Below are 25,854 nucleotides of genomic sequence, written 5' to 3'. Positions count from 1 at the left end.
GAGGGCGTCTCCGAAGTGCCGGTGTATCCGAAGTGCCGGTACGTCCGTACGAACGGGAGCGAGCGAAGCGCATGAAGGTCGAGATCTGGTCGGACATCGCCTGTCCCTGGTGCTACGTGGGCAAGGCCCGCTTCGAGAAGGCCCTCGCCGCCTTCCCGCACCGCGACCGGGTCGAGGTCGTGCACCGCTCCTTCGAGCTGGACCCGGGGCGCGCCAAGGGCGATGTGCAGCCGGTGATCACGATGCTCACCAGGAAGTACGGCATGAGCGAGGCGCAGGCCCGGGCCGGCGAGGAGAACCTGGGCGCGCAGGCCGCCGCCGAGGGCCTCGCGTACCGCACCCGCGACCGCGACCACGGCAACACCTTCGACATGCACCGGCTGCTGCATTTCGCCAAGGAGCGGGGCCGTCAGGACGAGCTGATCCAGATCCTCTACCGGGCGAACTTCGCTGAGGAGCGCTCCGTCTTCGCCGAGGGCGACGAGCGGCTCGTCGAACTCGCCGTCGCGGCCGGACTGGACGCCGACGAGGCCCGCACGGTGCTCGCCGACCCCACCGCCTACGCCGACGAGGTCCGCGCCGACGAGCGCGAGGCCGCCGAACTCGGAGCGAACGGCGTGCCGTTCTTCGTCCTCGACCGCAAGTACGGCGTCTCCGGCGCCCAGCCCGCCGAGGTCTTCACCCAGGCGCTGACCCAGGCCTGGGGCGAGCGGCCGCCGCTGCAGCTGATCGACGAGGGCGGCGCCGAGGCGTGCGGCCCAGACGGATGCGCGGTCCCGCAGCAGTGACCCCGTGACCCCAAGGCCCCATGACCCATGGCCCGGTGACCGGCGGTCCGCAAAGCCGCAGGTGACGGCCGATCCATAAGGAACGCTTGGCGATACCACGTAGAAATCGGCAATGGACCGCGGGTTCCGCGGGGCCCACAGTGGGTCCATGGAGACCTTCGAGAGCCGCGTCCGAACCGAGTTCGCCCCGAAGAACACCTACCTGAACACCGCGAGCACCGGCCTGCTGCCCGACCGCACCGTGGCCGCCCTGCGCACCGCCGTCGAGGCGGCCGCCGCCGGGCAGCCCACCGACATGTTCGCCGACGTCGAGGCGAGCCGCGCCTCCTTCGCGCGGCTCGCCCGGGTGCCCGTCCGCCGGGTCGCGGCCGGGGCCTCGGTCGCCGTCTACAGCGGACTGATCGCCGGCTCCCTGCCCGAGGGCGCCGAAGTCCTCACCGCCCAGGGCGACTTCAGCTCCGTCGTGAACCCCTTCCACGTCCGCTCCGACCTCAAGGTGCGCACCGCGCCGCTGGAGCGCCTCGCCGAGTCCGTGCGCCCCGGCACCGCCCTGGTGGCGGTCAGCGCCGCGCAGTCCGCCGACGGACGCGTCGCCGACCTGCCCGCGATCCGGGAGGCGGCGCGCGAGCACGGGGCGCGTACCTACGTCGACGCGTCCCAGGCCGCCGGATGGCTGGACCTCGACGCGGACGCCGACGACTACACCGCCTGCGTCGCCTTCAAGTGGCTCGTCTGCCCGCGGGGCGTGGCCTTCCTGGTCGTCCCGGAGGACCTCGGCGGACTCACCCCGCTGTTCGCCGGCTGGGTCGCGGGCGAGCACCCCTGGGACGCCTGCTACGGCCCCATCGACGAACTCGCCCACTCCGCACGGCGGTTCGACGAGAGCCCCGCCCTCTTCTCCTACGCCGGCGCCCGCCGCTCCCTGGAACTGCTGGAGGAACTCGGCGTCGACACGGTGCGCGCCCACGACCTCGCGCTCGCCGACCGCTTCCGCGCGGGCCTGGCCTCGCTCGGCCACGAGCCCGTCCCGTCACCCGATTCGCCCATCGTCTCCGTGCCCGCGCTCGGCCACCGCCAGACCGAGCTGAGCAGCGCGGGAGTGGAGGTCTCGAACCGCGCGGGCAACCTGCGGGCGGCCTTCCACCTGTACAACACGGACGCCGATGTCGACCGGCTGCTCGACGTTCTGTCCGCCTGAAGCACTGGCGCGGTGCCTGCGGGGACGCTAGGAAGGGCACGTGGAGTCCACGGGCGAGACCTCCGCGCGGCAGCCCGCAGACGCCGAGCTGCACCGGCGCCTGGTGTACGGGGACGAGACCGCGCTGGCCGAGGCGTACCGGGCGTACGGGGCTCTGGTGCGGCGCGTCGCCGTGCGGGTCACCCGCAGCCCGGGCGCCGCCGAGGACGTGGCCCAGGAGGTCTTCGCCCACCTGTGGAGCAGGCCCTACGCCTTCGACCCGGACCGCGGGTCGCTGCGCACCTGGCTGTCCATGCTGGCCCACCGGCGGGCCGTGGACTGGGTGCGCAGCGAGGCCAGGCACCGCAAGGACGCCCACGCCGACGACGCGGCGCTCAATGCCATCCCGGACGCCTCGCCCGGCCCGGACGAGACGGTCGTCGACCGCGAACGCTCCCTGCTGCTGCACTCGGCCCTGGCCGAACTCCCGCGGCCCCAGCGGGAAGTGGTCCATCTGGCCTACTTCGCGGGCCGCACCTACCGGCAGGCCGCCGTCGAACTCGGCATCCCCGAGGGCACGGCCAAGACACGGCTGCGCACGGCTTTGCGATCCTTGGCCGAGTCTTTGGCCGACCCGCCCGATCCGGCGCTGGAACGGGGCGCATGATGGCGACACGGCACGCCGGGGAAGGAGGCACGGGATGACCGATCACGACGCCGTACGCGATCTGCTGGCCGCCTGGGCCTTCGGCGCCCTGCCGCCGGCCGAGGAGCAGGCGGTTCCCGCGCACCTCGCCGAGTGCGAGACCTGCGCGGCGGAGGCGGCACGCCTGCGCGAGACGGTACGGCTGCTGGACGGACCGGCCGTGAACGCCGCACCCCCGTCCGCCACTTCCGAGGTCCTGTCCGCCGCCCTGAACGCCCGCCCCGCGGCGCCCCGGGTCGCCGCGCACGCCGCCCCGTACGCGGCCGCCGTCGCCGGGGTGAAGGCGCTGCTGCCCCAGGCCGAGGGCCGCTGGGGCACACCGGTGGTGCACGACTGGGACGTGCACGCGACCGTCGCCCATCTGCTCGCCGCCGACGAACCGCTCGCCGGACGGCTCGGCATCGCGGCCCGCGTACCGGCCACCCCGGAGCCCGAGGGCGTGAGCTGGGGCGATGCCTGGGACCGCCGTACCGCCGAGGTCATCGCGCACGAACACGCCCGTACGCCCGCCGAGACGGTCGCCGACTGGGCGGCGCAGGCGGCCGCCCTGCTCGCCGCACCCGAGGCCCGGGTGCCCGAACTGGCGGCCCGGGCCACGATGTTGATGGGGGTACGGCTGCCGATCGCCGACCACTACGTGGTGCGCGCCTTCGAGACGTGGATCCACAGCGACGACATCGGCCGCGCCCTCGGTCTCGCCGTCCCACCGCCACCGGCCGGGCACTTGGGGCAACTGGTGCGCCTCGCCGTACGTGTGCTCGGCCTCGCCCTGGGGCCCGCCGCGCCGCCCGTGCTGTTCGCCGTCGACGGGCACGAGCAGTGGGTGCTGGGCTCCGAGGACGAGCCGGTGCACGGCGAACTCGCCCTGGACCCGGTGGAGTTCTGTCTGCTGGTCGGCGGCCGGCGCACCCCCGACGAGGTACCGCACCGCGCCGCGGGGGACGAGGGCGCGGTCAGGAACGTACTGGAGCGGGCGGCGTCACTGTCGTGGCTGTGAGACCACGACCGTGACGCCGCCCGCTGTAGTTGCCAAGTCGGTCACTTCACCGGAGTGAAGTCCCGCGCCCCAATGAACTCGGGACGCCGAACGGGGGCCGCGAACGGCTCGACCGCCTCGTTCTCCACGCTGTTGAACACGATGAAGACGTTGCTGCGCGGGAACGGCGTGATGTTGTCACCCGAGCCGTGCATGCAGTTGCAGTCGAACCAGGTCGCCGAACCGGCCTTGCCGGTGAACAGCTTGATGCCGTAGTCGCTCGCCATGGCGGTCAGCGCCTCGTTGGAGGGCGTGCCCGCGTCCTGCATCTGCAGCGACTTCTTGTAGTTGTCCCGGGGCGTCTCGCCGGCGCAGCCCAGGAACGTCCTGTGCGACCCCGGCATGATCATGAGGCCGCCGTTGGTGTCGTAGTTCTCGGTCAGCGCGATCGAGACGGACACCGTGCGCATGTTGGGCAGGCCGTCCTCGGCGTGCCAGGTCTCGAAGTCCGAGTGCCAGTAGAAGCCGCTGGCGCCGAAACCGGGCTTGACGTTGATCCGCGACTGGTGGACATACACGTCCGAGCCGAGGATCTGCCGTGCCCGGCCGACCACCCGCTCGTCGCGCACCAGTTGCGCGAACACCTCGCTGATCTTGTGCACCTCGAAGACCGAGCGGATCTCCTTGGACTTCGGCTCGACGATCGAGCGCTCGTCCGCGCGGATCTGCGGGTCGGTGACGAGCCGCTCCAACTCCTGTGCGTAGAGCGGGACCTCGTCCGGGGCGATCAGCTGATCGATGGCGAGGAACCCGTCGCGCTCGAACCCCTGCAGATCGGTCGCCGAGATCGGGCCCGGGGTGTCGGGCGAGCCCCAGACGACCGGGTCCTTGCGCGGGACGGACACCTCTACGGGGCCGCGGCTGGGATAGAGATCAGTGATGGTGGTCATGTGATGTCACACCTCCTCGGGCTCGGTGAGCAGCGGGTAGACGCCGTTCTCGTCGTGGTCCTCCCGTCCGGTCACGGGCGGGTTGAAGACACAGATGCAGTGGAAGTCCTCCTTGACCCTGAGCGTGTGCCGCTCGTGGCCGTTGAGGAGGTACATCGTGCCGGGCGTGATGTGGTACGTCTTCCCGGTCTCGCGGTCGGTCAGCTCGGCGTCGCCCTTGGTGCAGACGACGGCCTCGATGTGGTTCGCGTACCACATGTTCGTCTCGGTACCCGCGTACAGGATCGTCTCGTGCACCGAGAAGCCGACCCTCTCCTTGGCGAGGACGATCCTTTTGCTCTCCCAGGTGCCGGACGCGGACTTCACATGCCGGTCGGTGCCTTCGATCTCCTTGAACGAGCGGACGATCACGGTGGTGCCTAGCCTCCTAGTTGATGCCCAGAGTTGGGCCTTTCCGGGTCTGTTCAGGGTTGTTCGGGGTTCTTCAGCGCCGTTCAGGCGGTCTCGCGCACGGCGCGGGCGAGGACGCTGAGGCCCTCGTCCAGTTCCTCGGCCGTGATCGTGAGCGCCGAAAGGAGTTTGACGACCTCGCTCTCCGGGCCCGAGGTCTCGATGAGCAGCCCCAGTTCGAAGGCGCGGCGGGCGATCCGGTTCGCGCGCTCCTTGTCGTGGAACTCCATGCCCCACACGAGACCGCGGCCCCGGTACTCCTTGACGGCGTCGGGGTTCTCCTCCGAGATGGCGACGAAGGCCTGCTCGACCTGCTCGCCACGGGCGCGGGTCTGCTTCTCCATCGCGGACCCGTCCGCCCAGTACGCCTCCAGCGCGGCCGTCGCCGTGACGAAGGCGGGATTGTTGCCGCGGAAGGTGCCGTTGTGCTCGCCCGGCTCCCAGATGTCCAGCTCGGGCTTGAACAGGCACAGCGACATGGGCAGTCCGTAGCCGCTGATGGACTTGGACACGGTGACGATGTCCGGGGTGATGCCCGCCTCCTCGAACGAGAAGAAGGCCCCCGTCCGCCCGCAGCCCATCTGGATGTCGTCGACGATCAGCAGCATGTCCTGGCGCTCGCACAGCTCGGACAGCGCGCGCAGCCACTCCGGGCGCGCGACGTTGATGCCGCCCTCGCCCTGCACGGTCTCGACGATCACGGCCGCGGGCTTGTTCAGGCCGGAGCCGTGGTCCTCCAGGATCCGCTCGAACCACAGGAAGTCGGGGACCTGGCCGTCGAAGTAGTTGTCGAACGGCATCGGGGTGCCGTGCACCAGCGGAACACCGGCACCGGCCCGCTTGAAGGCGTTGCCGGTGACGGCCAGCGAGCCGAGCGACATGCCGTGGAAGGCGTTGGTGAACGAGACGATGGCCTCGCGGCCCTTCATCTTCCGCGCCAGCTTCAGCGCCGACTCCACGGCGTTGGTGCCCGTCGGACCCGGGAACATGACCTTGTACGGCAGGTCGCGCGGCCGCAGCACCAGGTCCTGGAAGGTCTGCAGGAAGGCGCGCTTGGCCGTGGTCGACATGTCGAGCCCGTGCGTGACGCCGTCGCGCTCCAGGTAGTCGATCAACGCCCGTTTCAGCACGGGGTTGTTGTGTCCGTAGTTCAGCGAGCCGGCCCCGGCGAAGAAGTCCAGGTACTCATGCCCGTCCTCGTCGTACATGCGGCTGCCCTGCGCACGGTCGAAGACGGTGGGCCAGCCGCGGCAGTAGCTGCGCACCTCGGACTCGAGGGTCTCGAAGACACTGAGGTCGGGCTGGGTGATGGTCACGACGATTCGCTCCTCGTTGCGTGGGGGAGTGCGTGGGGGTCGTCAGGGGGTCTGCAGAAGGCTTCGGTGACTTCTTCAGAGGGAGGTCGAAGGGGTTCGGAGTCTTCTTCGGATGTTCAGAAGGAGAGGGGGCCGATGCGGTACAGGACCTCGGGGTCGTGCGGCCCGTCGGGGAACAGGCCGGTGTCGAAGAGCACCTCGCGCTCCACGTCGGCGCCGTGCCGCTCGGCGAACGAGGTGAACAGGCGCTCGGAGGCGGTGTTGCCGGGCGAGATGGTGGTCTCGAGGGCGGTGATCCGGTGCTCGCCGGTGCTGCGTGCCACGAGTCCGTCGAGAAGCTTGGCCGCGAGTCCGCGTCCGCGGTACGCCTCGTCCACCGCCACCTGCCAGACGAGCAGGGTGCGCGGGCGGTCGGGCCGGATGTAGCCGGTGACGAAGCCGACCGGCTCCCCGCGCCCGTCGCGCGCCACGGCCGTGGTGCCGGCGAAGTCACGGCACCACAGCAGATAGCTGTACGACGAGTTCAGGTCGAGCGTCCTGGAGTCGCGGGCTATCCGCCACAGCGCGGCTCCGTCCGTCACCGATGGACGGTCGATTTGGAGTTCTGCTCGGTCTGCTTGTGCGGCAGTCATGCAAATTGAACTTACCGATGGAAAATCAAAAATGCATGGCCGGATGGGGTTACGTGTGCGGGCCGTGTGTGTTATCGCGCGGGCGCGAGAGCGGGTGAGCTGGCTCGACGAAAGGTCCCATTTTGTGCGGGAAATACCGCCCGAACCGGGCAGGATGTGTAACGCGTCACAGCCGTGGAACCCGCACGAGATCTGCCCGAAATACACCCGTTGGTGTTCGCGGAATCTTTGCGTTTAGGACGGGAAAAAGCGGGCAGAAGAATACGGGAAGCTGCCCCCGATAAACTCCTGAAAATCATACCCGAATAGCGCTGAATTCAGGCTCCGGTTACTCCGTCGATACGCTCGCGCAGGATATCCGCATCCTGCTCCGGGGCGATGGAGGATCCGCCCTCCTTTACTCGGCCCGCTCCCGCACCCGCCTGCAAACCAGTCCGTGCGCCTACGCCCAGGCCTCAGCCACGGCCCCCCGCGCTGCTTCCAGGTCCACGGTCACCCCGTTCTCGGTCAGTGCCGTGCCCAGTGCCGTAAGGCAGGAGCGGACCGCCTCCGGGGTCGCGTCCGGGCCGTAGTGGTTCACGCGGATCATTGAAGCGGCCAGCGCACTCCCGCCGGCGGCCAGGGGGAGTGCCGGGTCGGTGGTGAGGGCCTGTGTGACCAGGTCCGAGGCGATGATTCCCTGAGGTGTGCGTAGTGTCGTGGCGACGGGGGCCGCCTCGTGGGCCTCGTGGACGTACGGTTCGAGGCCGCCGCCGAGCGCCAGCGCGCCCGCGCGTGTGGCAGCGGCGGCGGAGGCGTGGCGGGACATCACGGCCGCGAGCCCCACCGTCTCGATCCGCTCCAGGCACGCCTCCAGCGCCAGCATCTCCAGCTGCGCCGGCGCGTGCAGCAGCGCCCGGCGCCCGCCGTCGACCCAGCGCTCCTTCCAGTCGAGCAGCGACAGGTACGACCTGCGCGGCGCCCCCGGATTCGCCGCCATCCGCGCCCACGCCCGCTCGCTCACCGACACCGCCGACACGCCCGCGGGCCCGCCCATCGCCTTCTGCGCCCCGATGACGCACAGGTCCACACCCCACGCGTCCGGCAGCACGGGCTCGGCGCCGATCGAGGCGACCGCGTCCAGATAGAACAGCGCCCCCTGCTCCCGTACGACCTCCCCGATCTCCGCGACCGGATTGGTGTTCCCGGTGGCCGCCTCGGCGTGCACCAGCGACACGAAGTCGATCTCGGGGTGCTCGGCGAACGCCTCCCGGATCTGCGCGGCGCTCACCGCCGTGTGGAACGGCACCGAGAGGTCGATCACCGTCGCCCCGCAGTCCCGCAGCCAGTTCCCGAAGGTCTGCCCGTACGGCCCGGTGACGACGTTCAGCGCGACGGTCCCCGGCCCGGCCGTCCCCCGGATCGCCCCCTCCAGCGGCAGCAGCGCCTCCCCCTGCATGATCACCACGTCCTGCGCGGTGCCGAGCAGCTTCGCCACCCGGTCCTCGATCGAGGCGAACTGCGCGGCGCTCATCGGGGGCAGATCGAGGAGGGGGTGGTTCACGGCGTGCTCTCTTCGCTCACGAGTGTTCGACTTGCGTCGAGGGTATCCGCCAGGTGACCCGCCCCTCATGGCCCACCCACCACATGCCCACCACTTGAGACTTCGTAGGCCGGACACCCTCACAACCATCGGTTTGGTTTGAGAGACCCAAACCTCTCCTTATAATCGGAACTCACAGTTCCCCCTCAGGAGGCCACCCGTGAAGACCCCCTCCGGGCGCCGGACCCGCATTCTGGCCGCCATCACCGCGACGGCCGGGCTGGTGCTCGTAGCCGCCTGTACATCCAGCGACAACGGCGGCAGCGGCAGCAAGACGGCCGCCGGCGGGGTCGAACTCGTCAAGGCCGGACAGCTCACCACCTGCACCCACCTGCCCTACCCGCCGTTCCAGTCGGAGATCAACGGCAAGGTGCAGGGCTTCGACGTGTCGATGATCGACCTCGTCGCCAAGAACCTCGGCGTCAAGCAGCAGATCCTCGACACGCCCTTCGAGAACTTCAAGACCGGCGCGTTCCTCAACTCCGGCGAGTGCGACCTGGCCGCGGCCGGCATGACCATCACCGCCGAGCGCAAGAAGAACGTCGACTTCTCCGACCCGTACTTCGACGCCACCCAGGCCCTGATGGTCGGCAAGAACAGCGGCATCACCTCGCTCGCCGACGCCAAGGCCAAGAAGGTCAAGCTCGGCGCCCAGGCACAGACCACCGGCGAGGACTACGCGAAGAAGCAGGGCTTCGACCCGGTCTCCTTCGAGTCCTCCGACGCCGTCCTCAACGGCCTGCGCACCGGCCAGGTCAAGGCCGTCGTCATCGACTACCCGGTGGTCCAGGGCTGGCTGAAGGACAAGGCCAACGCCGCCTACAAGGTGGCCGGCCAGATCAACACCGGTGAGCAGTACGGCTTCACGGTGAAGAAGGGCAACACCAAGCTCCTCGCCGCCATCAACAAGGCGATCAAGGACGCCAAGGCCGACGGCACGTACAAGAAGCTGTACGAGAAGTGGATCGGCCCCTACAACGCGGCCGCGGCCTCCCCCTCCGCCTCATGACGGCATCCGACGTACGACTCCAGCCCCGCAAGAAGGGCCTGACCCGCACCCAGAAGCGCACCCTGTCCCGCGGCGCGCAGTACGTCGTCTTCGTCGCCGCCGTGATCGCCTTCGCGGTCTCGGCGGACTGGGGTCGGCTGAAGAACCAGTTCGCGCAGTGGAGCATCGCCAAGCAGATGTTCCCCGACGTGATCACGCTGGCGCTGAAGAACACCGTGCTGTACACGCTGTCCGGCTTCGTCGTCGGACTGGTGCTCGGCATGGTGATCGCGCTGATGCGGCTGTCCTCGGTGGGTCCCTACCGCTGGCTCGCCGGCATCTACATCGAGATCTTCCGCGGCCTGCCCGCCCTGCTGATCTTCATCTTCATCGGCGTCGCGGTGCCGCTCGCCTTCCCCGGCACGGAGATCGTCGGCGGCACCTACGGCAAGGTCGCCCTCGCGCTCGGTCTGGTCGCCGCCGCCTACATGGCCGAGACGATCCGCGCGGGCATCCAGGCGGTGCCCAAGGGGCAGCTGGAGGCGGCCCGTTCGCTCGGGTTCTCGCCCGCCCGCGCCATGATCTCGATCGTCATCCCGCAGGCGTTCCGCATCATCCTCCCGCCGCTGACCAACGAACTCGTCCTGCTCTTCAAGGACTCCTCGCTGGTGCTGTTCCTCGGCGTCACCCTGGAGGAGCGCGAACTGTCCAAGTACGGCCGCGACCTGGCCAGTACGACCGCCAACTCCACGCCGATCCTGGTCGCCGGGCTGTGCTACCTGCTGGTGACCATCCCGCTCGGCTTCGTCGTGCGCCGCATGGAGGCGAAGGCCCAGGAGGCCGTGAAATGAGCGAGACGCCACCCGCGGCGGGTGCGGAGATCGAAGTACGCGGCCTCCACAAGTCGTTCGGCGACAACGAGGTGCTGCGCGGCATCGACCTGGAGATCGGCCGGGGCGAGGTCGTGTGCGTCATCGGACCGTCCGGCTCCGGCAAGTCGACGCTGCTGCGGTGCGTGAACCTCCTGGAGGAGCCGACCAAGGGGCAGGTCTTCGTCGGCGGCACCGAACTCACCGACCCCGACGTGGACATCGACGCCGTACGGCGCCGAATCGGCATGGTCTTCCAGCAGTTCAACCTCTTCCCGCACCTCACCGTCACCCGCAACCTCACGCTGCCGCAGCGCCGGGTGCTCGGACGGGACAAGGCCGAGGCCGCGCGGGTGGCGGCCGAGAACCTGGCGCGGGTGGGCCTGTCGGAGAAGGCGGACGCCTATCCCGCCTCCCTCTCCGGCGGCCAGCAGCAGCGCGTGGCGATCGCGCGGTCGCTGTCGATGGGGCCCGAGGTGATGCTGTTCGACGAGCCGACGTCGGCGCTCGACCCGGAGCTGGTCGGGGACGTGCTCGCGGTGATGCGCATGCTCGCCGACGAGGGGATGACCATGATGGTCGTCACCCACGAGATGACCTTCGCCCGCGAGGTCGCCGACCGGGTCGTCTTCATGGACGGCGGGGTGATCGTCGAGCAGGGCGACCCCGCCCAGGTCATCGGCAACCCCGCCCACGAACGCACCCGCCACTTCCTCTCCCGCCTGCTCGACCCGGCGATGGCCGAGGTGGAGGAGGGGACACCGGAGCAGCCGGCCAAGAGCGACTAGGGCGACTGGGGCGGCCCCGGCCCGGTCATTAGGGTGCTGGCATGAGTGATCGCGCGGTGCTGCACGTGAAGGGCCGGGTCCTGGCCGGACCGGACGACGTCCGGGACGAGCTGTGGGTGGTCGGCGGCCGGATCTCCTACGACCGCCCCGCCGGCGCCCGGGACGTCCGTACCGTCGAGGGCTGGGCCCTGCCCGGCCTCGTCGACGCCCACTGCCACGTCGGGCTCGGCCCCCACGGCCCGGTCGAGCAGGACGTGGCCGAGAAGCAGGCGCTGACCGACCGGGACGCGGGCGCGCTGCTGCTGCGGGACGCCGGTTCGCCCTCGGACACCCGCTGGATCGACGACCGCGAGGACCTCCCGAAGATCATCAGGGCCGGCCGGCACATCGCCCGCACCCGCCGCTACATCCGCGGCTACGCCTGGGAGATCGAGCCGGAGGACCTGGTCGCCTACGTCGCCCAGGAGGCCCGCCGCGGCGACGGCTGGGTCAAGCTGGTCGGCGACTGGATCGACCGCGACCTCGGGGACCTGTCCCCGAGCTGGCCGCGCGGCGCCGTCGAGGCGGCCATCGCCGAGGCCCACCGGCTCGGCGCCCGGGTCACCGCGCACTGCTTCGCCGAGAACTCGCTGCGGGACCTGGTCGAGGCGGGCATCGACTGCATCGAGCACGCGACCGGCCTCACCGACGAGCTGATCCCGCTGTTCGCCTCGCGCGGCGTCGCGATCGTCCCGACCCTCGTCAACATCGCCACCTTCCCGCAGCTCGCGGACGGCGGCGCGGACAAGTTCCCGCAGTGGGCGGCCCACATGCGCCGGCTGTACGAGCGCCGCTACGACACCGTGCGCAACGCCTACGACGCCGGGATCCCGGTGTACGTCGGCACCGACGCGGGCGGCCACCTCGGCCACGGGCTCGTGGCGGGCGAGGTCGCGGAGCTGGTCACCGCGGGCATCCCGCCCGTCGAGGCGCTGTCGGCGACGGCCTGGGGCGCGCGCGAGTGGCTCGGCCGGCCGGGACTCGACGAGGGGGCGCCCGCCGATCTCGTCGTCTACGAGGAGGATCCTCGGGTCGATGTACGTGTACTCGCCGCACCCCGGCGGGTAGTGGTCAACGGGCAACTCGTCGGCTAGCCCGCACGGCGGGTTGACGCGGCGTGCGCCGTCCGGTGCGCCGGAGCGGCGGCCGTCGTACACCCGCAGGAGGCGGTGCGGCGGTGAAAGAGTGGAACGCTTGTGCCGCGCGATTCGAAAATGTTCACGGAGAACGCACGATGGGGTGAAGTGGCGCCGGAATGCCGCCAGTTCACTCCTGGTGCGTAATTCTTGGCGGGTCCCGAGCACGTCTTCTCCGAGGGGTCCCCACCTTGAACGGCAAGAAATTCCGCCTGCCCGCACGCCGTCTCGCCACCGTCGCGACGGCCACGGCCCTCGCCGCAGGACCCGTGGCCCTTGCGGGCGCGGGCACCGCGCACGCGACCGGCGACCAGGGCCACGCCGGCGCCGTGGTCCTGCGCACCGGGCTCGACGTGTCCCTGCTCAACAAGACCGTGAACGTCCCGCTCGCGGTCTCGCTCAACCAGGTCGAGGCGCCACGGAGTGCCGAGAAGACGGCGCTGTCCGCCACGCTGGACGGCGTCGACGGCGGCAAGCCCTTCAACGTGCTTTCCGCGCAGGCGGCTTCGGCGAGGGCGACCGTCACCTCCGGTCGCGCCGAGGGCCGCACCAACCTCGTCCATGCCCGCCTGCACGTCCCCGGACTGCCGCTGCTGTCGCTCGTCGAGATCGAGAAGGTCACCTCCCGGGCGACCTGCGCGGCCGGGAAGACGCCCGTCGCCGAGTCGAACCTGCTCGGCTCGGTGACCGTCCTCGGCAAGAAGGTCACCCTGACGCCCGGCGGCACGACGGACGTCAAGGTGCCCGGCGTCGGCGAGGTCCGACTCGACCTGTCGAAGAAGGAGACCACCTCCCGTACGGCGGCCGCCACCGCGCTCCAACTCAAGGTCTCCGTCAACCCGTTGAAGCTCAACGTCGCCGACGTCGAGGGCGAGGTGACCCTGGCCAGGGCGACCTGTGAGGCCCCGGCCGCCGCCGAGCAGTCCTCGGCGCCGACCACGGACCCCGGTGACACCAAGGCCCAGGGCGCCGAATCGGGACTCGCCGAGACGGGCGGCAACTCCATGACGCCGTACATCGCGGGCGGCGCGATCGCACTGGTCCTGGCGGGCGGCGGAGCGGTGGCACTGGCCCGCCGCGGCCGCAACTGAACCGAGGGCCCCGGCGGGCGAGTTGACGGTCGCGCGGTCCCGCGCGCCAGCCGCGGCAGCGATTGGCGCCGTGCACGGATTCCGTGGCGCCAAGGTGCGGCGCGCCGAGTCGGGGCACGCGGGGACGGGCCGCGCGGCCCCGGCAGGCGCTTTCCCGGACAACGCCCTGGCGTCGCACCGCCGTTCCCGCGCACCAGCCGCGGCAGCGAATTGGCGCCGCGCACTGGCTCGGTGGCGCCGAGGTGCGGCGCGGCGAGTCGGGGCGCGCGGGGAGGGCCGCGCGGCCCCGGCAGGCGTTCCCCCCGGACAACGCCCTGGCGCCGCACCGCAGTTCAGTCGTGCGACGTCAGGGTCAGGGCCCGGTCCAGTGCCTGGAGGAATGAGTTGACGGTTGTCCGGTCCCGTACCGCCAGGCGTAGCCATTCGTCGTCGAGGCCCGGGAACGTGTCGCCGCGGCGGACTGCGAAGCCCAGGTCGCGTAGGTGGCGGCGGACGGCGGCTGCGTGGGGGAGTCGTACGAGGACGAAGGGGCCCTCGGCCGGCTCCACCAGTCGCAGTCCGTCCGTGGCGAACTCGCTGAGGCCGGCGAGCAGATGGGCGCGGTCCGTGGCGATGCGGTGGGCCGCGTGTGCGGCCTCGGCCAGGGCCTGCGGCTCCATGCAGGCCTCGGCCGCCGCCAGGGCGGGCGTGGAGACGGGCCAGAGGGGCTGGGCGCGCTCCAGGCAGGCGATCGTCGCGGGCGCGGCGAGGACGTAGCCGATCCGCAGTCCGGCGAGTCCCCAGGTCTTGGTCAGGCTGCGCAGGACCACCAGACCCGGCACGTCCGTGCGCCCGGCGAGCGCCTCGCGCTCGCCGGGCACCGCGTCCATGAACGCCTCGTCGACCACCAACGTCCGCCCGGGACGGGCGAGTTCGGCGATCGAGTCGGCCGGGTGGAGGACGGACGTGGGGTTGGTCGGGTTGCCGATCACCACCAGGTCCGCGTCCTCGGGGACCAGCGCCGCATCGAGGCGGAAGCCGTCCTCCTCGCGCAGCAGCACCCGGTCCACCGAATGCCCCGCGTCCCGCAGCGCCGCCTCCGGCTCCGTGAACTGCGGGTGCACCACGACCGGTCTGCGCACCTTCAGGGCCCGCGCGAGCAGTACGAACGCCTCGGCCGCGCCCGCCGTCAGCAGCACCCGCTCCACCGGCAGCCCGTGCCGCGCCGCGACGGCCGCCCGTGCGGCCCGCCCGTCCGGGTAGGCCGCGAGCGAGCCCAGCGCACCGGCCAGGCGCTCGCGCAGCCACACCGGAGGGGTGCCCGTGCGCACGTTCACGGCGAGGTCGACGAGCGCCGAACCGTCGTCGCGCACCTCCGCGTCCCCGTGGTGACGCAGATCGTGCCCGCGCTCAGTGTGCATGGGCGTGCCCGCCGTGGTGGTGCCCGTGGTGATGGTGGCCGTCGTCGTCCGGATGGAAGTGCGGCTGCTGCGGCAGACCGACCTTGTCCTCGAAGCCCGGCAGCGCGATGCGGTACACGCACGAGTCGCAGTTCATCCGCAGATCGCCCTTCACCGCCTCCTCGTAGCGCTCCATCACCAGATCCAGCAACTCCGGCTCGGGACCGATGACTTCGGCGGAGCGCACCTCGGTCTGCGGGTGTGCGGCCGCCCACTCCTCGGTCTGCCGGCGTACCCGGTCCGGCAGGACGCCGGTGAACAGGAAGTACGGCAGCACGACGATCCGCCGAGCGCCCAGCTTCGCGCACCGGTCCAGGCCGCTCGGCACGTCCGGCGCCGCCAGCGACACGAACGCCGTCTCCACGCCCGCGTATCCGCGCCCCTCCCACAGCAGCCGGGCCGCCTTGTGAACCTCGGCGTTTGCGTCCGGGTCGGTGGAGCCCCGGCCGACCAGCAGCACGGTCACCTCGGCACGCTCCTCGGGGGTACGCGCGGTGCCGCCCAGCGCCTCGTCCAGGCGCCGCTCCAGGACCGACAGCAGCGAGGGGTGCGGGCCCAGCGGACGCCCGTAGGTGTACGAGATCCCCTGGTGCCGTTCCTTCTCGCGGGACAGCGCCGCCGGGATGTCGCCCTTGGCGTGCCCGGCGGAGACCAGCATCAGCGGCACGGCGGCGAACCGCCGCACCCCCCGCTCCACCAGCTCGGCGACCGCGTCGCCCAGCGGTGGCGGGGACAGCTCGATGAAGCCGCCCGCGACGGGCAGTTGGAGGTGGCGCTGCGCCAACTGCCGTACGAAGTCGCGGAACGCCTCGGCCCCGGCGTCGTCCCGGGTGCCGTGACCGGCGATGAGCAGGGCGGGCGGCGGGGTGGTCACGATGGCTCCTCGGGGTGTGAAACGGGGTGGTACAGCAGGGCGTTGAGGGCGGCGGCGGCGACCGCCGACCCGCCCTTCTCGGACACGTTGCTGACGGCGGGCAGTCCGCTCGCGCGCAGTGCCGCCTTGGACTCGACCGCGCCGACGAAGCCGACGGGCAGCCCGATGACGAGCGCCGGGTCCGCGTCCAGGGTGAGCAGTTCCTCCAGGGCGGTCGGCGCGTTGCCGATCACCCACAGGGCGCCCGGGCCGACCTGTTCGTGGGCCAGCCGTATGGCGTGCGCGGAGCGGGTCAGACCCGGTTCGGCCACGGCGTCCCCGAGGCGGCAGACGGTCTCGCGCCGGGTGATGCCCGCGCCGACCATCTCGACGTCGACGACCACGGGCGCCCCGCCGTGCAGCGCGGCGTGCGCGGCCTCCAACTCGCCCTCGTCCATGACGAGATCGCTCGCGTAGTCGAGGTCGGCGGCGGAGTGGATGACCCGCTCCACCACCGCGCGCGTGAGCGGCGGCAGATGCGAGGTGTCCAGGCGGGCGCGCAGCCGCCGGTACGACTCCTCCTCGATGGGGTGGACCACACGGTTCACCTGGCACCCTCCTGCCAGCGGTACCCGCGCGGCGTCACCATGCGCCCCGCGATCTCACGCGTCGCCGTGTTGCCGACGGTCACGACCGTCATCATGTCGACGGTCGCCGGGTCCAGCGAGGCCAGCGTCGTCACCCGGGCGGCCTCGTCCGGCCGCGAGGCATTGCGTACGACCCCGACGGGCGTCGCCGGCTCCCGGTGCCCGGCGAGGATCGCGAGCGCCTTCGGCAGCTGCCAGTCCCGGCCCCGGGAGCGCGGGTTGTAGAAGGTGACCACGAGGTCCGCCTCGGCCGCCGCCCGCACCCGCCGCTCGATGACCTCCCAGGGGGTGTGCAGGTCGGAGAGGCTGATGGACACATGATCGTGGCCGAGGGGTGCGCCCAAAATCGCCCCGGCCGCGAGCGCGGCGGTGACGCCGGGCACCCCGATCACGTCGATGTCGTCGGAGGCCTCGGCGAGCGCGGGGGAGGCCATGGCGTACACGCCGGCGTCCCCGCTGCCGATCAGCGCGACGGCCTGTCCGCGCCGGGCCTCGGCCACCGCCGTGCGCGCCCGCTCCTCCTCGGCGCCTAGCCCCGACGCGAGGATCCGGGTGCCGGGCCGCAGCAGATCGCGGATCTGGTCGACGTACTGGTCGAGGCCCACGAGCACGGAGGCGCGCCGCAGTTCGGCCCTGGCGCGCGGGGTGAGCAGGTCGCGGGCGCCGGGTCCGAGCCCGACCACCGCGAGCCGCCCGCGCGCCGGACGCCGTACGACGGCACAGGTCGCCATCGAGGCATGGCCGTCCGCGCGCGCCGACTTCCGCTTGGGGACGAGGAGTTCACCGCCGCGGGCGAGCGCGGCGGCCTCGGCGACCGACGGGGTGCCCACGGCGGCCAGCGGGGCACCGGACGGATTGGGCACCTCGACCTTCGCCAACTCCTCGGCCGGATACGTCAGTACGGGCACCCCGAGCCGCGCCGCCGCCGCCACGATGCCGGGCTCGTCGCGCTTGGCGTCCACGGTGGCGAGGGCGGCGACGCTCCGCGGGGACAGGCCCGCGTCCTTCAGGGCGGCCTCGACCAGTTCCAGCACCTCATCCGTGGGGACGCCCCGGGAGGCGCCGACGCCGACGACGAGGGACGGCGGACGCAGCAGCACCTCGCCGCCCGCCGCATGGCCCGCCCGGTCGGTCAGCCGGACGGTGTGCGCGCCCTGCGCGGCGAACGGCAGCGGCGGCAGCGGCCACGGCACCTCGGCGTCCAGCGCGACCGGCTCACCGTCCAGCAGGGCCCGGGTCACCCCGGCGACGTCGCCCTCCACGGGCAGCCCCAGCGTGTCCAGACCGGCAAGTCCCACGGCATCCGTCGCGGTGGTCACCACGGGCTGGGCACCCAGCAACTCGCCCACTTCCACGGCGAGTTCATTGGCGCCGCCGCCGTGCCCGCCGACCAGCGACACGGCGAACCGCCCGCCCTCGTCGACGCACACCACACCCGGGTCGGACGCCTTGTCGCCCAGCAGCGGCGCCACGAGCCGTACGACCGCGCCGGTCGCCAGGAAGCACACGAGCTGCTCGCACTCCGCGAACGCGGCCCGTACGGCGTCCCCCGCCAGGCCCTCGTACACGCGCGTGCGGTCCGGCCATGCCGCTGCCAGCCGGTCGCGTGCCGCCGCCCCCGCCGCGGTGGCGGAAATGAGGCCGATCACAGAGCAACTCCCTTGTCAGCGAAGGCGTGGGGCCGTACGCCCCACAGCAGGAAAACCGGATTGGTGGCCGAAAGCCGGGTCACGTCCCCGGGCAGCGGCGCGAGCCGTGACGACTGCAGCAGCACCCCGTCGCAGCCGAACCCGGCACCGGTGAGCGCCGTACGCACCGCGGGCACCCGGTCCAGGGCCGCCAGGGCGACCACGACCGTGCGCCGGGCCCGCCGGGCGCATGTGCCGACGATTTCGGGCAGTTCGCGCCCGCCGCCCCCGACGAACACCGCGTCGGGTTCGTCGAGTCCGTACAGCGCGGCCGGGGCCTCGCCGTGCACCACATGCACGTCGACGCCGTGCGCACCGGCGTTGGCCTGGATCCGCTCCACCCCGTCGGCGGCCTTCTCGACCGCGCTGACGGCGGCGCCCAGCCGTGCGCACTCCACGGCCACGGACCCCGAGCCGGAGCCGACGTCCCAGACCAGGTCGCCGGGGCGCGGTCCGAGCCGGGCCAGCGCCAGGGCCCGTACCTCGAACTTGGTGATCATCGAGTCGCGATGCGCGAAGTCGGCCTCGTCCAGCGCCCATCCGGCGGGCCGGACGGGTCCCGTGAGCGTGCGGACGGGGCCCAGTACGCGGGTCTCGTCCAGGCACAGGACGACGTTCACCGCCGTACCCCAGTCGCGGCCCGCGGCCTCGGCGGGGGAGACCCGCTCCACGCGCTCCCGCCCCGAGCCCAGTGCGGAGGCGACGACGAGGACCCGTCCGGGTGCGGTGCGGGCGAGCGCGGCGCCCAGCTCCGCCGGACCGGCGCCAGGCCCTGTGAGCACGGCGACCTTGGGGTGCGCGCGGCACACGTTGACGGCGGTCCGCGGATCCCGCCCGTGCGCGCTGACCACGACCGCGTCGTCCCAGACCAGCCCCAGCCGCGCGAACGCGGCGGCGACGGAGGGGACACCCGGCCGTACGTCGAGATGCCGCGCACCGAAGCGCTCGGCCAGCGCCCGCACGATCCCGAAGAACCCCGGGTCACCGGAGGCCAGCACCACCACCCGCCGCTCCTTGGCGACGTACTCCCCGATGGCGTCCAGGGCGGGCGCCAGCGGCCCGAGCACGATCCGCTCGGCGGACTCGGGCAGCCGTACGGCGTCCAGATGCCGGCGCCCGCCCACGACGAGCTCGGCGTCCGCCACCGCGTCCACGGGGACCGGCGCGCCCGTCCCCGTGCCGAGGACCGTGATCACGTACTCGCCCCCCGCTCGCGCAGCGCCCGCCGGGCCTCGGGGTCCGCCTTGCGGTAGCCGTGGAAGTGGCCCGGGTGGTACAGGTGCGAGCGGGTGCCCTCGGCGCCCAGCGCCGGGCCGACCAGGAAGAGGGTGTGCTTCCAGAGCTTGTGCTCCTTGACCGTCTCCTCCAGCGTCCCGATCGTGCACCGCACGAGCAGCTCCTCCGGCCAGGTCGCCTGGTACGCCACGACGACCGGCGTGGACGTCGGATAGCCGCCCTCCAGCAGCTCCCGCACCAACTGCCCGCTGCGCGCCGCCGACAGGAAGATCGCCATGGTGGTGCCGTGCCGGGCGAACTCGCGCACCTCCTCCCCGGGAGGCATCGGCGTCTTGCCGCCGCCGAGCCGGGTGAGCACGACCGACTGCGCCACCTCCGGGATGGTCAGCTCGCGCTGTGCGAGGGCGGCGACGGCCGAGAAGGCGGAGACACCGGGAACGACCTCCGTCTCCACCCCGAGCCGCGCGCACCGGTCCAGCTGCTCCTGCGTGCCGCCCCACAGGGCGGGATCGCCGGAGTGCACCCGGGCCACCCGCAGGCCCTCGGCGCGGGCCCGCTCGTAGACGGCGACCACGTCCTCCAGCGACATCGTCGCCGAGTCGAGGATCTCCGCGTCCTCGCGCGCGTGCTCGAGGACCTCCGCCTGCACCAGGCTCGCGGCCCAGATCACCACGTCGGCCTCGGCGATGGCGCGCGCGGCCCGGAACGTCAGCAGGTCGGCGGCGCCGGGGCCGGCACCGACGAAGGTCACCTTGCCGGTGGGGGCATCGGCCATGAAAATCGGTCCTCTCTGGACAAAAGGTGTTACGGGTGGTGCCGGTACGCCCGCCCGATGTGCGCGAACGGCCGTTGATCGGATAACAAGGCCCCATGGCGGTCTTCGTCGCGCTCGGCGCGTTCCTGATGACGCTGGCCGGCGGCTGGACGGCACAGCGTGTGACCGACCGCCGCCATCTGGTCCTGGGCCTGGCCGGCGGGCTGATGCTGGGGGTCGTCGGCCTGGACCTGCTCCCGGAGGCGCTCAAGGCGGCCGACGGCGAGGTCTTCGGCGTGCCCGCGGCCCTGCTGCTGTTCGTGGCCGGATTCCTCCTGGCCCATCTGGTGGAACGCCTGCTGGCCGCACGGCAGGCCGCGCACGGCGGCGAGGAGAGCAACGGCCGGGCGCCCGAGGTGGGCCTCACGGCCGCCGCGGCGATGGTCGGCCACAGCGCGATGGACGGCGTGGCGATCGGCGCGGCCTTCCAGGTCGGCGGCGGCATGGGCGCCGCGGTCGCACTGGCGGTCGTCGCCCACGACTTCGCGGACGGCTTCAACACGTACACGATCACGAGCCTGTACGGGAACGCCCGGCGCAGAGCGCTGACCATGCTCTTCGCGGACGCGGTGGCACCGGTCGTGGGCGCCGCCTCGACCGCGTTCGTCACCATCCCGGAGGGCCTGCTCGGCGGCTATCTCGGCCTGTTCGGCGGCGTACTGCTCTACCTCGCCGCCGCCGAGATCCTGCCCGAGGCACACCACGAGCACCCCGCCCGCTCGACCCTGCTGTGCACGATCGCGGGCGCGCTGTTCATCTGGCTCGTGGTGGGCCTCGCCGCCTGAGCGCCCTGCACCTGCGCGGGACGTCGTCACAACTTGCCGCCCCGCCCGCCCTCGCGCCGCGCGGGCGCGATGAGCGTGGAGAGATACGGCAGCGGGGCGCCGTCCAGCTCCGCGGCCGGCCGGATCGACTCCGTCTCCAGGCCGAGCGCCGAGCCCCACACCGCGTCGTCGAGCCGCCCGGTCTCGCGCAGCGCCTCGGCGACCTCGCCGGCCTGCCTGCCGAACTTGTACGCGACGACGGTCCCGGGCCCGGCCAGGGCGTCCTTGAGCACGGATGCCCCGGCGGTCACCGGCACCAGGGTCAGCGGCTCGGTCCCCTCGGTGAGCACGGCACCCGAGCGCGCCGCCAGATCCTGCATGGCGGTGATCCCGGGCACGGTCTTTACGACGGTGCCCGGGACGAGCCCGGCGACGGTCTGCGCGAGATAGGTGAACGTCGAGTACACGTTGGGGTCGCCGATGGTGGCGAACGCGACCGTCCCGCGCTCCCGCAGCAGCTGCGCCACCCGCTCACCGGCCGCGTCCCAGGCGGCCTCGCGCCGCGCCCGGTCGCTCCGCTCGTTCAGCGCGAACACGACCCGGACGACCTTCTCGCTGGGCACGTAGTGCAGCACGGTCGCCTCGGCCCGCCCGCGCTCGCCGCTGTCCATCACCGGTACGACGACGACCTCGGCGGCCCGCAGGGCATTGACCCCCTTGACGGTCACCAGCTCGGGATCGCCCGGACCCACGCCGACTCCGATCAGCCTGCTGCTCATGACGTGCGGCACCTCTCCACGAACCGACGGGCCGCACCGGGCTCGGACGCCCAGTGCGTGTGCAGATAACTCGCGTGCACACCTTGTTGTACGAAACCTTCGACGCGCAGCTCAGGGGCGCGCACACCCCAGGCGGGAGCCGCCCCGGCCCCCGGCTCGACGACCGTGCGGTGGAACTCGTGGCCCCGCATCCGGGTCCCGGCGGGCGCCAGCACGCTGTCACCGAGGGCGACGGCGTCCCGGTACCCGAGCGTGAGCCGCTCGCTCATCCGGGCCGTCGCGTCGATCACCCCGCACATCGGCATTCCGTCCAGTTCCCGGCACAGATACAACATCCCGGCACACTCGGCGGCGACGGGAGCGCCGCTCTCGGTGAGGGCGGTGACGGCCTTGCGCAGGGGTTCGTTGGCGGACAGCTCGGCGGCATACACCTCGGGGAAGCCTCCCCCGATGACCAACCCGCTTGTCCCGTCCGGCAGTTGCTCGTCGCGCAGGGGATCGAAGGAAACCACCTCGGCACCGGCCGCGGTCAGCAGCTCGGCGTGCTCGGCGTAGGAGAACGTGAACGCGCTCCCGCCGGCCACGGCGACCACCGCACGCGTCTGCACAGTTGTCCGCGGTGGTTCCCACGGCGCGCACGGCAACGCGCCCGCGCCCCGGGCCAGCCCCATCAGCGCTTCGAGATCGCATCCCCGCTCGACCTGCGCCGCCATCGCCGCCACGGCCTCCACCGCCGCCGCCTGCCGCTCGGCGACCGGCACCAGCCCCAAGTGCCGGGAAGGCGTGTCGACTTGGGAGGCCCGTCGCAGCGCGCCGAGGACCGGCACCCCGGCCTGGTCCAGGGCCTCGCGCAGCAACTCCTCGTGCCGGTCGGAGGCCACCTTGTTCAGGATGACGCCCGCGACCCGCACCTCCGGGTCGAAGGAGGCGAACCCGTGCACCAGCGCCGCCACCGACCGCGACTGCGAGGAGGCGTCCACGACGAGCACGACCGGCGCCCGCAGCAGCTTGGCGACCTGCGCGGTGGACGCCAACTCGCCTTCCCCCGCGGCCCCGTCGAACATCCCCATCACACCCTCGACGACCGCGACGTCGCACCCGCGCGCACCGTGCGCGAACAGCGGCCCGATCAACTCCGGCCCGCACAGGTACGCGTCGAGGTTCCGCCCCACCCGCCCGGTGGCCAGCGCGTGGTAGCCGGGGTCGATGTAGTCCGGCCCGACCTTGTGCGGGGACACGGCGAGCCCCCGCGCGGCGAACGCGGCCATCAGACCCGTGGCCACGGTGGTCTTGCCGCTGCCGGACGACGGCGCGGCGACGACCAGCCGGGGGACGGTGACGGGTACGGGTACGGGTGCGGGGACGGAGTCGGAGGAGGACATCACCACTCGATTCCCCGCTGGCCCTTCTGGCCCGCGTCCATCGGGTGCTTGACCTTGGACATGTCGGTCACGAGATCGGCGAAGTCGACGAGCTTCTCGGGTGCGTTGCGCCCGGTGATCACCACATGCTGGGTCCCGGGCCTGTTGCGCAGCACGTCGACCACCTCGTCCGTGTCCACCCACCCCCAGTGCATCGGGTACGCGAACTCGTCGAGCACGTACAGCCGGTACGTCTCGGCCGCAAGGTCCCGCTTGACCTGCTCCCAGCCCTCCCGCGCCTTCTCCTCGTTGTCCAGCTGCGCGTCCCGCTGCACCCAGGACCAGCCCTCGCCCATCTTGTGCCAGTCCACGGTGCCCCCCTCGCCGGAGGCCCCGAGCACACGCAGCGCGTTCTCCTCGCCGACCTTCCACTTCGCCGACTTGACGAACTGGAACACCCCGATCGGCCACCCCTGGTTCCAGGCCCGCAGCGCGAGCCCGAAGGCGGCGGTCGACTTGCCCTTGCCGATCCCGGTGTGCACGACCACGAGCGGCCGGTTGCGGCGCTGACGCGTCGTCAGCCCGTCGTCCGGTACGACACTCGGCTGCCCCTGCGGCATTACGCGGCCCTCCTCGAAGTTCCCTGCACGTCCTTCACCAGCCCGGCGATCGAGTCCGCCCGCAGCTCGTCCAACGTCACGGCCGTACCGCCGAGTTCACCCGCGAGCTGTCCCGCGAGCCCCAGCCGTACGGGCCCCGACTCGCAGTCGACGACCACCGAGGCGGTGCCCTCGGCCGCGAACAGCCGTGCCGCACGCCCCGCGAACGCCACCGGCTCCGGGCCGCCCGTGGCCCGCCCGTCCGTCACCAGGACCACCAGCGCGCGCCGCGCCGGATCCCTGAGCCGCTCAACCCGCAGCACGTCATGGGCCTTGAGCAGCCCGGCCGCCAGCGGGGTGCGCCCGCCGGTCGGCAGCGACTCCAGGCGGGCCGCCGCCGCGTCCACGGACGAGGTGGGCGGCAGCACCAGTTCGGCCGCCGACCCCCGGAACGTCACCAGCCCCACCTTGTCCCGCCGCTGGTACGCGTCCAGCAGCAGCGACAGCACCGCGCCCTTGACGGCACTCATCCGCTGCCGCGCCGCCATCGACCCGGAGGCGTCCACGACGAACAGCACGAGGTTGCCCTCGCGTCCCTCCCGGGTCGCCTGCCGCAGATCGTCCCGGCGCACCACGAGGCCGCGCCCCGACCGCCCGCGCGCCCGCTGGTGCGGGGCGGCCGCCTGCACGGTCGCCGCCAGGTGCAGCTTGGTCAGCGCGCCCTGCGGCCGCCGGGCGCCCGTGGTCCGCCCGTGCTCGGTCCGCGCCCGCGAGCGCCGCCCCGCGGCACCCTCACCGATCCCGGGCACGCTGAGCACCTTGGTGCGGAAGGGCTCGGCGGCCCGTACGGGGGACTGCTCGCCGGCACCGGAGGCCCGCGGCTCGCCGTCCTCACCGGCCTCGGGACGTGCGCCCGCGTCTCCGTCCTGCGGCCCGGCGTCCGGCTCCGGCTGCCCGCCGCCACCGCCGCCACCGCCCGGACCGCCGTCCGGGTCCGGGTCGTCGTCGTCCTCCGGCTCGGCGAACTCCTCCAGCGTCTCGTCCAGCTTGTCCTCGTCCAGGCCCGGCGCGTCGAAGGGGTTGCGGCGGCGCCGGTGCGGCAGCGCGAGCAGGGCCGCCTGCCGTACGTCCTCGGCGAGCACGTCGGTGCGGCCGGCCCAGGCCGCGAGCGCGGTGGCGGTGCGCGCCATCACGATGTCGGCGCGCATGCCGTCCACCTCGAAGGCCGCGCAGGTTGCCGCGATCTGCCTCAGCGCCCCGTCACCGAGCCGCACCGACGGCAACAACTCCCGTGCCGCGACGATGCGTTGACGCACCGAGGTTTCCTCGCCCGCCCAACGGGCCGCGAAACCGGCCGGATCGTCGTCGTAGGCGAGCCGCCGCCGTACGACCTCCACCCGCTGGTCCGGCTCGCGCGAGGCCGCGACCTCGACGGTCAGGCCGAAGCGGTCGAGCAACTGCGGGCGCAGCTCGCCCTCTTCGGGGTTCATGGTGCCCACGAGCAGGAAGCGGGCGGCGTGCCGCACGGAGACGCCCTCGCGTTCGACGTACGAGGCGCCCATCGCGGCGGCGTCCAGCAGCAGGTCGACCAGGTGGTCGTGGAGGAGGTTGACCTCGTCGACGTAGAGGATGCCGCGGTGCGCGTCGGCGAGCAGGCCGGGCTCGAAGGCCTTGACGCCCTCGGCCAGCGCCCGCTCGATGTCCAGGGCGCCCACGAGCCGGTCCTCCGAGGCGCCGACGGGCAGTTCGACCATCCGCGCCGGCCGGGTCTCGAACGCCCCCGGCTCGTGCGGGCCGTCCGGGCAGGCGGGGTCCGGGGCGTCCGGGTCGCAGGAGAAACGGCACCCGGCGACGACGTCCAGCTCCGGCATGAGCGTCGAGAGCGCCCGCACGGCCGTGCTTTTCGCGGTGCCTTTCTCTCCTCGGACCAGGACTCCACCGATTGCGGGGCTTACGGCGTTGAGAAGCAAGGCCAGGCGAAGATCTTCCTGACCCACTACAGCGGTGAAGGGGTAGGGCGTGCTCACGCGGTGATCACTCCTTCGGGTGACTCAAGGTGGATCAGCCCGAGGTGAGGCCGATTGGCTGTCAATTTGGTGGCGTAATCCCCGCACACGCGGGGATGTTCCGGGCACTGCCAAGTCGACCGCCGTTCGTGCACTGTGCTCCCCGCACCCGCGGGGATA

At 72.3% G+C, this 25,854-nt stretch carries 25 protein-coding genes; 10 read left to right on the top strand and 15 right to left on the bottom strand.

All coding sequences use genetic code 11. The features are described 5' to 3' along the window. The first annotated feature begins 71 nt into the window (after positions 1-71). The 4 genes from JYK17_RS19785 to JYK17_RS19770 all read left to right on the top strand — a co-directional run bounded on the left by JYK17_RS19785 (position 72) and on the right by JYK17_RS19770 (position 3,668). Positions 72-788, top strand: coding sequence for a DsbA family oxidoreductase (locus tag JYK17_RS19785; protein WP_222810903.1), 717 nt, complete (start codon positions 72-74; stop codon positions 786-788). A gap of 148 nt (positions 789-936) precedes the next feature. Beyond that, positions 937-1,986, top strand: coding sequence for an aminotransferase class V-fold PLP-dependent enzyme (locus tag JYK17_RS19780; RefSeq protein WP_128803418.1), 1,050 nt, complete (start codon positions 937-939; stop codon positions 1,984-1,986). Positions 1,987-2,026: 40 nt separating this feature from the next. After that, entirely contained in the window at positions 2,027-2,632 is a 606-nt protein-coding gene (locus JYK17_RS19775; protein WP_108013626.1) for an RNA polymerase sigma factor, read from the top strand. Between the two features lie 34 nt (positions 2,633-2,666). Continuing rightward, positions 2,667-3,668, top strand: coding sequence for a maleylpyruvate isomerase family mycothiol-dependent enzyme (locus JYK17_RS19770; protein ID WP_222810902.1), 1,002 nt, complete (start codon positions 2,667-2,669; stop codon positions 3,666-3,668). A gap of 41 nt (positions 3,669-3,709) precedes the next feature. Here JYK17_RS19770 and thpD read toward each other — a convergent pair whose 3' ends face one another. The 5 genes from thpD to JYK17_RS19745 all read right to left on the bottom strand — a co-directional run bounded on the left by thpD (position 3,710) and on the right by JYK17_RS19745 (position 8,538). Next, a complete protein-coding gene (gene thpD, locus JYK17_RS19765; protein ID WP_108013628.1) occupies positions 3,710-4,597 on the bottom strand; it encodes an ectoine hydroxylase in 888 nt (295 codons plus the stop codon). Between the two features lie 6 nt (positions 4,598-4,603). After that, positions 4,604-5,008 (bottom strand): ectoine synthase, encoded by a 405-nt coding sequence (locus JYK17_RS19760; protein ID WP_108013629.1) that lies wholly within the window; start codon positions 5,006-5,008, stop codon positions 4,604-4,606. Positions 5,009-5,091: 83 nt separating this feature from the next. Then, entirely contained in the window at positions 5,092-6,363 is a 1,272-nt protein-coding gene (gene ectB, locus JYK17_RS19755; protein ID WP_108013630.1) for a diaminobutyrate--2-oxoglutarate transaminase, read from the bottom strand. Between the two features lie 116 nt (positions 6,364-6,479). Then, positions 6,480-6,995: a diaminobutyrate acetyltransferase gene (gene ectA, locus JYK17_RS19750; protein WP_108013631.1), complete on the bottom strand. Its 516-nt coding sequence runs from the start codon at positions 6,993-6,995 to the stop codon at positions 6,480-6,482. A 442-nt stretch (positions 6,996-7,437) separates the two neighbouring features. Then, a complete protein-coding gene (locus JYK17_RS19745) occupies positions 7,438-8,538 on the bottom strand; it encodes a pyridoxal-phosphate-dependent aminotransferase family protein (RefSeq protein WP_222810901.1) in 1,101 nt (366 codons plus the stop codon). A 199-nt stretch (positions 8,539-8,737) separates the two neighbouring features. On the opposite strand from JYK17_RS19745, the gene JYK17_RS19740 reads away from it, so the two are divergent. The 5 genes from JYK17_RS19740 to JYK17_RS19720 all read left to right on the top strand — a co-directional run bounded on the left by JYK17_RS19740 (position 8,738) and on the right by JYK17_RS19720 (position 13,488). Then, on the top strand, positions 8,738-9,586 hold the full coding sequence (locus JYK17_RS19740; RefSeq protein ID WP_222810900.1) for a transporter substrate-binding domain-containing protein: 849 nt from the start codon (positions 8,738-8,740) through the stop codon (positions 9,584-9,586). Beyond that, positions 9,583-10,416, top strand: a complete 834-nt coding sequence (locus JYK17_RS19735; RefSeq protein WP_128803423.1) for an amino acid ABC transporter permease — start codon at positions 9,583-9,585, stop codon at positions 10,414-10,416. Before JYK17_RS19740 ends, JYK17_RS19735 begins: the two co-directional genes overlap by 4 nt. Beyond that, a complete protein-coding gene (locus JYK17_RS19730; RefSeq protein WP_128803424.1) occupies positions 10,413-11,222 on the top strand; it encodes an amino acid ABC transporter ATP-binding protein in 810 nt (269 codons plus the stop codon). The genes JYK17_RS19735 and JYK17_RS19730 overlap by 4 nt, the downstream gene beginning before the upstream one ends. 41 nt (positions 11,223-11,263) lie before the next feature. Continuing rightward, entirely contained in the window at positions 11,264-12,355 is a 1,092-nt protein-coding gene (locus tag JYK17_RS19725; protein ID WP_222810899.1) for an amidohydrolase family protein, read from the top strand. 233 nt (positions 12,356-12,588) lie between these two features. After that, positions 12,589-13,488, top strand: coding sequence for an SCO1860 family LAETG-anchored protein (locus JYK17_RS19720; RefSeq protein WP_164932279.1), 900 nt, complete (start codon positions 12,589-12,591; stop codon positions 13,486-13,488). Positions 13,489-13,820: 332 nt separating this feature from the next. Here the strand turns inward: JYK17_RS19720 and cobC are convergent, their stop codons facing one another. Genes cobC through cobM form a run of 6 tightly spaced genes read right to left on the bottom strand, consistent with a single transcriptional unit; the run spans position 13,821 to position 20,126 of the window. Further along, positions 13,821-14,888 (bottom strand): Rv2231c family histidinol phosphate aminotransferase CobC, encoded by a 1,068-nt coding sequence (cobC, locus tag JYK17_RS19715; RefSeq protein WP_128803426.1) that lies wholly within the window; start codon positions 14,886-14,888, stop codon positions 13,821-13,823. Further along, positions 14,878-15,801 (bottom strand): sirohydrochlorin chelatase, encoded by a 924-nt coding sequence (locus JYK17_RS19710; RefSeq protein ID WP_222810898.1) that lies wholly within the window; start codon positions 15,799-15,801, stop codon positions 14,878-14,880. The genes cobC and JYK17_RS19710 overlap by 11 nt, the downstream gene beginning before the upstream one ends. Continuing rightward, on the bottom strand, positions 15,798-16,388 hold the full coding sequence (locus JYK17_RS19705; protein WP_108013639.1) for a precorrin-8X methylmutase: 591 nt from the start codon (positions 16,386-16,388) through the stop codon (positions 15,798-15,800). Before JYK17_RS19705 ends, JYK17_RS19710 begins: the two co-directional genes overlap by 4 nt. After that, entirely contained in the window at positions 16,385-18,076 is a 1,692-nt protein-coding gene (gene cobJ / locus JYK17_RS19700) for a precorrin-3B C(17)-methyltransferase (protein WP_222810897.1), read from the bottom strand. Before cobJ ends, JYK17_RS19705 begins: the two co-directional genes overlap by 4 nt. After that, positions 18,073-19,311: a precorrin-6y C5,15-methyltransferase (decarboxylating) subunit CbiE gene (gene cbiE, locus JYK17_RS19695; protein ID WP_222810896.1), complete on the bottom strand. Its 1,239-nt coding sequence runs from the start codon at positions 19,309-19,311 to the stop codon at positions 18,073-18,075. The genes cobJ and cbiE overlap by 4 nt, the downstream gene beginning before the upstream one ends. Further along, positions 19,308-20,126 carry a precorrin-4 C(11)-methyltransferase gene (cobM, locus tag JYK17_RS19690; RefSeq protein WP_222810895.1) on the bottom strand — a complete coding sequence of 273 codons (819 nt, stop codon included), beginning with the start codon at positions 20,124-20,126 and terminating at the stop codon, positions 19,308-19,310. The genes cbiE and cobM overlap by 4 nt, the downstream gene beginning before the upstream one ends. Positions 20,127-20,221: 95 nt before the next feature. Here cobM and JYK17_RS19685 point away from each other — a divergent pair, with 95 nt between their 5' ends. After that, positions 20,222-20,950, top strand: coding sequence for a ZIP family metal transporter (locus tag JYK17_RS19685; protein ID WP_108013643.1), 729 nt, complete (start codon positions 20,222-20,224; stop codon positions 20,948-20,950). 26 nt (positions 20,951-20,976) lie between these two features. Here the strand turns inward: JYK17_RS19685 and cobI are convergent, their stop codons facing one another. The 4 genes from cobI to JYK17_RS19665 are packed head-to-tail and all read right to left on the bottom strand — an operon-like array spanning position 20,977 to position 25,695. Beyond that, positions 20,977-21,708 (bottom strand): precorrin-2 C(20)-methyltransferase, encoded by a 732-nt coding sequence (cobI, locus tag JYK17_RS19680; protein WP_222810894.1) that lies wholly within the window; start codon positions 21,706-21,708, stop codon positions 20,977-20,979. Next, complete coding sequence (locus JYK17_RS19675) at positions 21,705-23,090, bottom strand: cobyrinic acid a,c-diamide synthase CobB (protein WP_222810893.1); 1,386 nt, start codon at positions 23,088-23,090, stop codon at positions 21,705-21,707. Before JYK17_RS19675 ends, cobI begins: the two co-directional genes overlap by 4 nt. Continuing rightward, complete coding sequence (gene cobO / locus JYK17_RS19670; RefSeq protein ID WP_108013645.1) at positions 23,090-23,689, bottom strand: cob(I)yrinic acid a,c-diamide adenosyltransferase; 600 nt, start codon at positions 23,687-23,689, stop codon at positions 23,090-23,092. The genes JYK17_RS19675 and cobO overlap by 1 nt, the downstream gene beginning before the upstream one ends. Next, a complete protein-coding gene (locus tag JYK17_RS19665; RefSeq protein WP_222810892.1) occupies positions 23,689-25,695 on the bottom strand; it encodes a putative cobaltochelatase in 2,007 nt (668 codons plus the stop codon). The genes cobO and JYK17_RS19665 overlap by 1 nt, the downstream gene beginning before the upstream one ends. Positions 25,696-25,854 lie beyond the last annotated feature (159 nt).

Origin of the sequence: Streptomyces plumbidurans (assembly GCF_019857225.1) — a bacterium.
In the GTDB taxonomy this organism is placed as follows: domain Bacteria; phylum Actinomycetota; class Actinomycetes; order Streptomycetales; family Streptomycetaceae; genus Streptomyces; species Streptomyces plumbidurans.
This window is presented reverse-complemented; position numbering and strand designations above follow the sequence as displayed.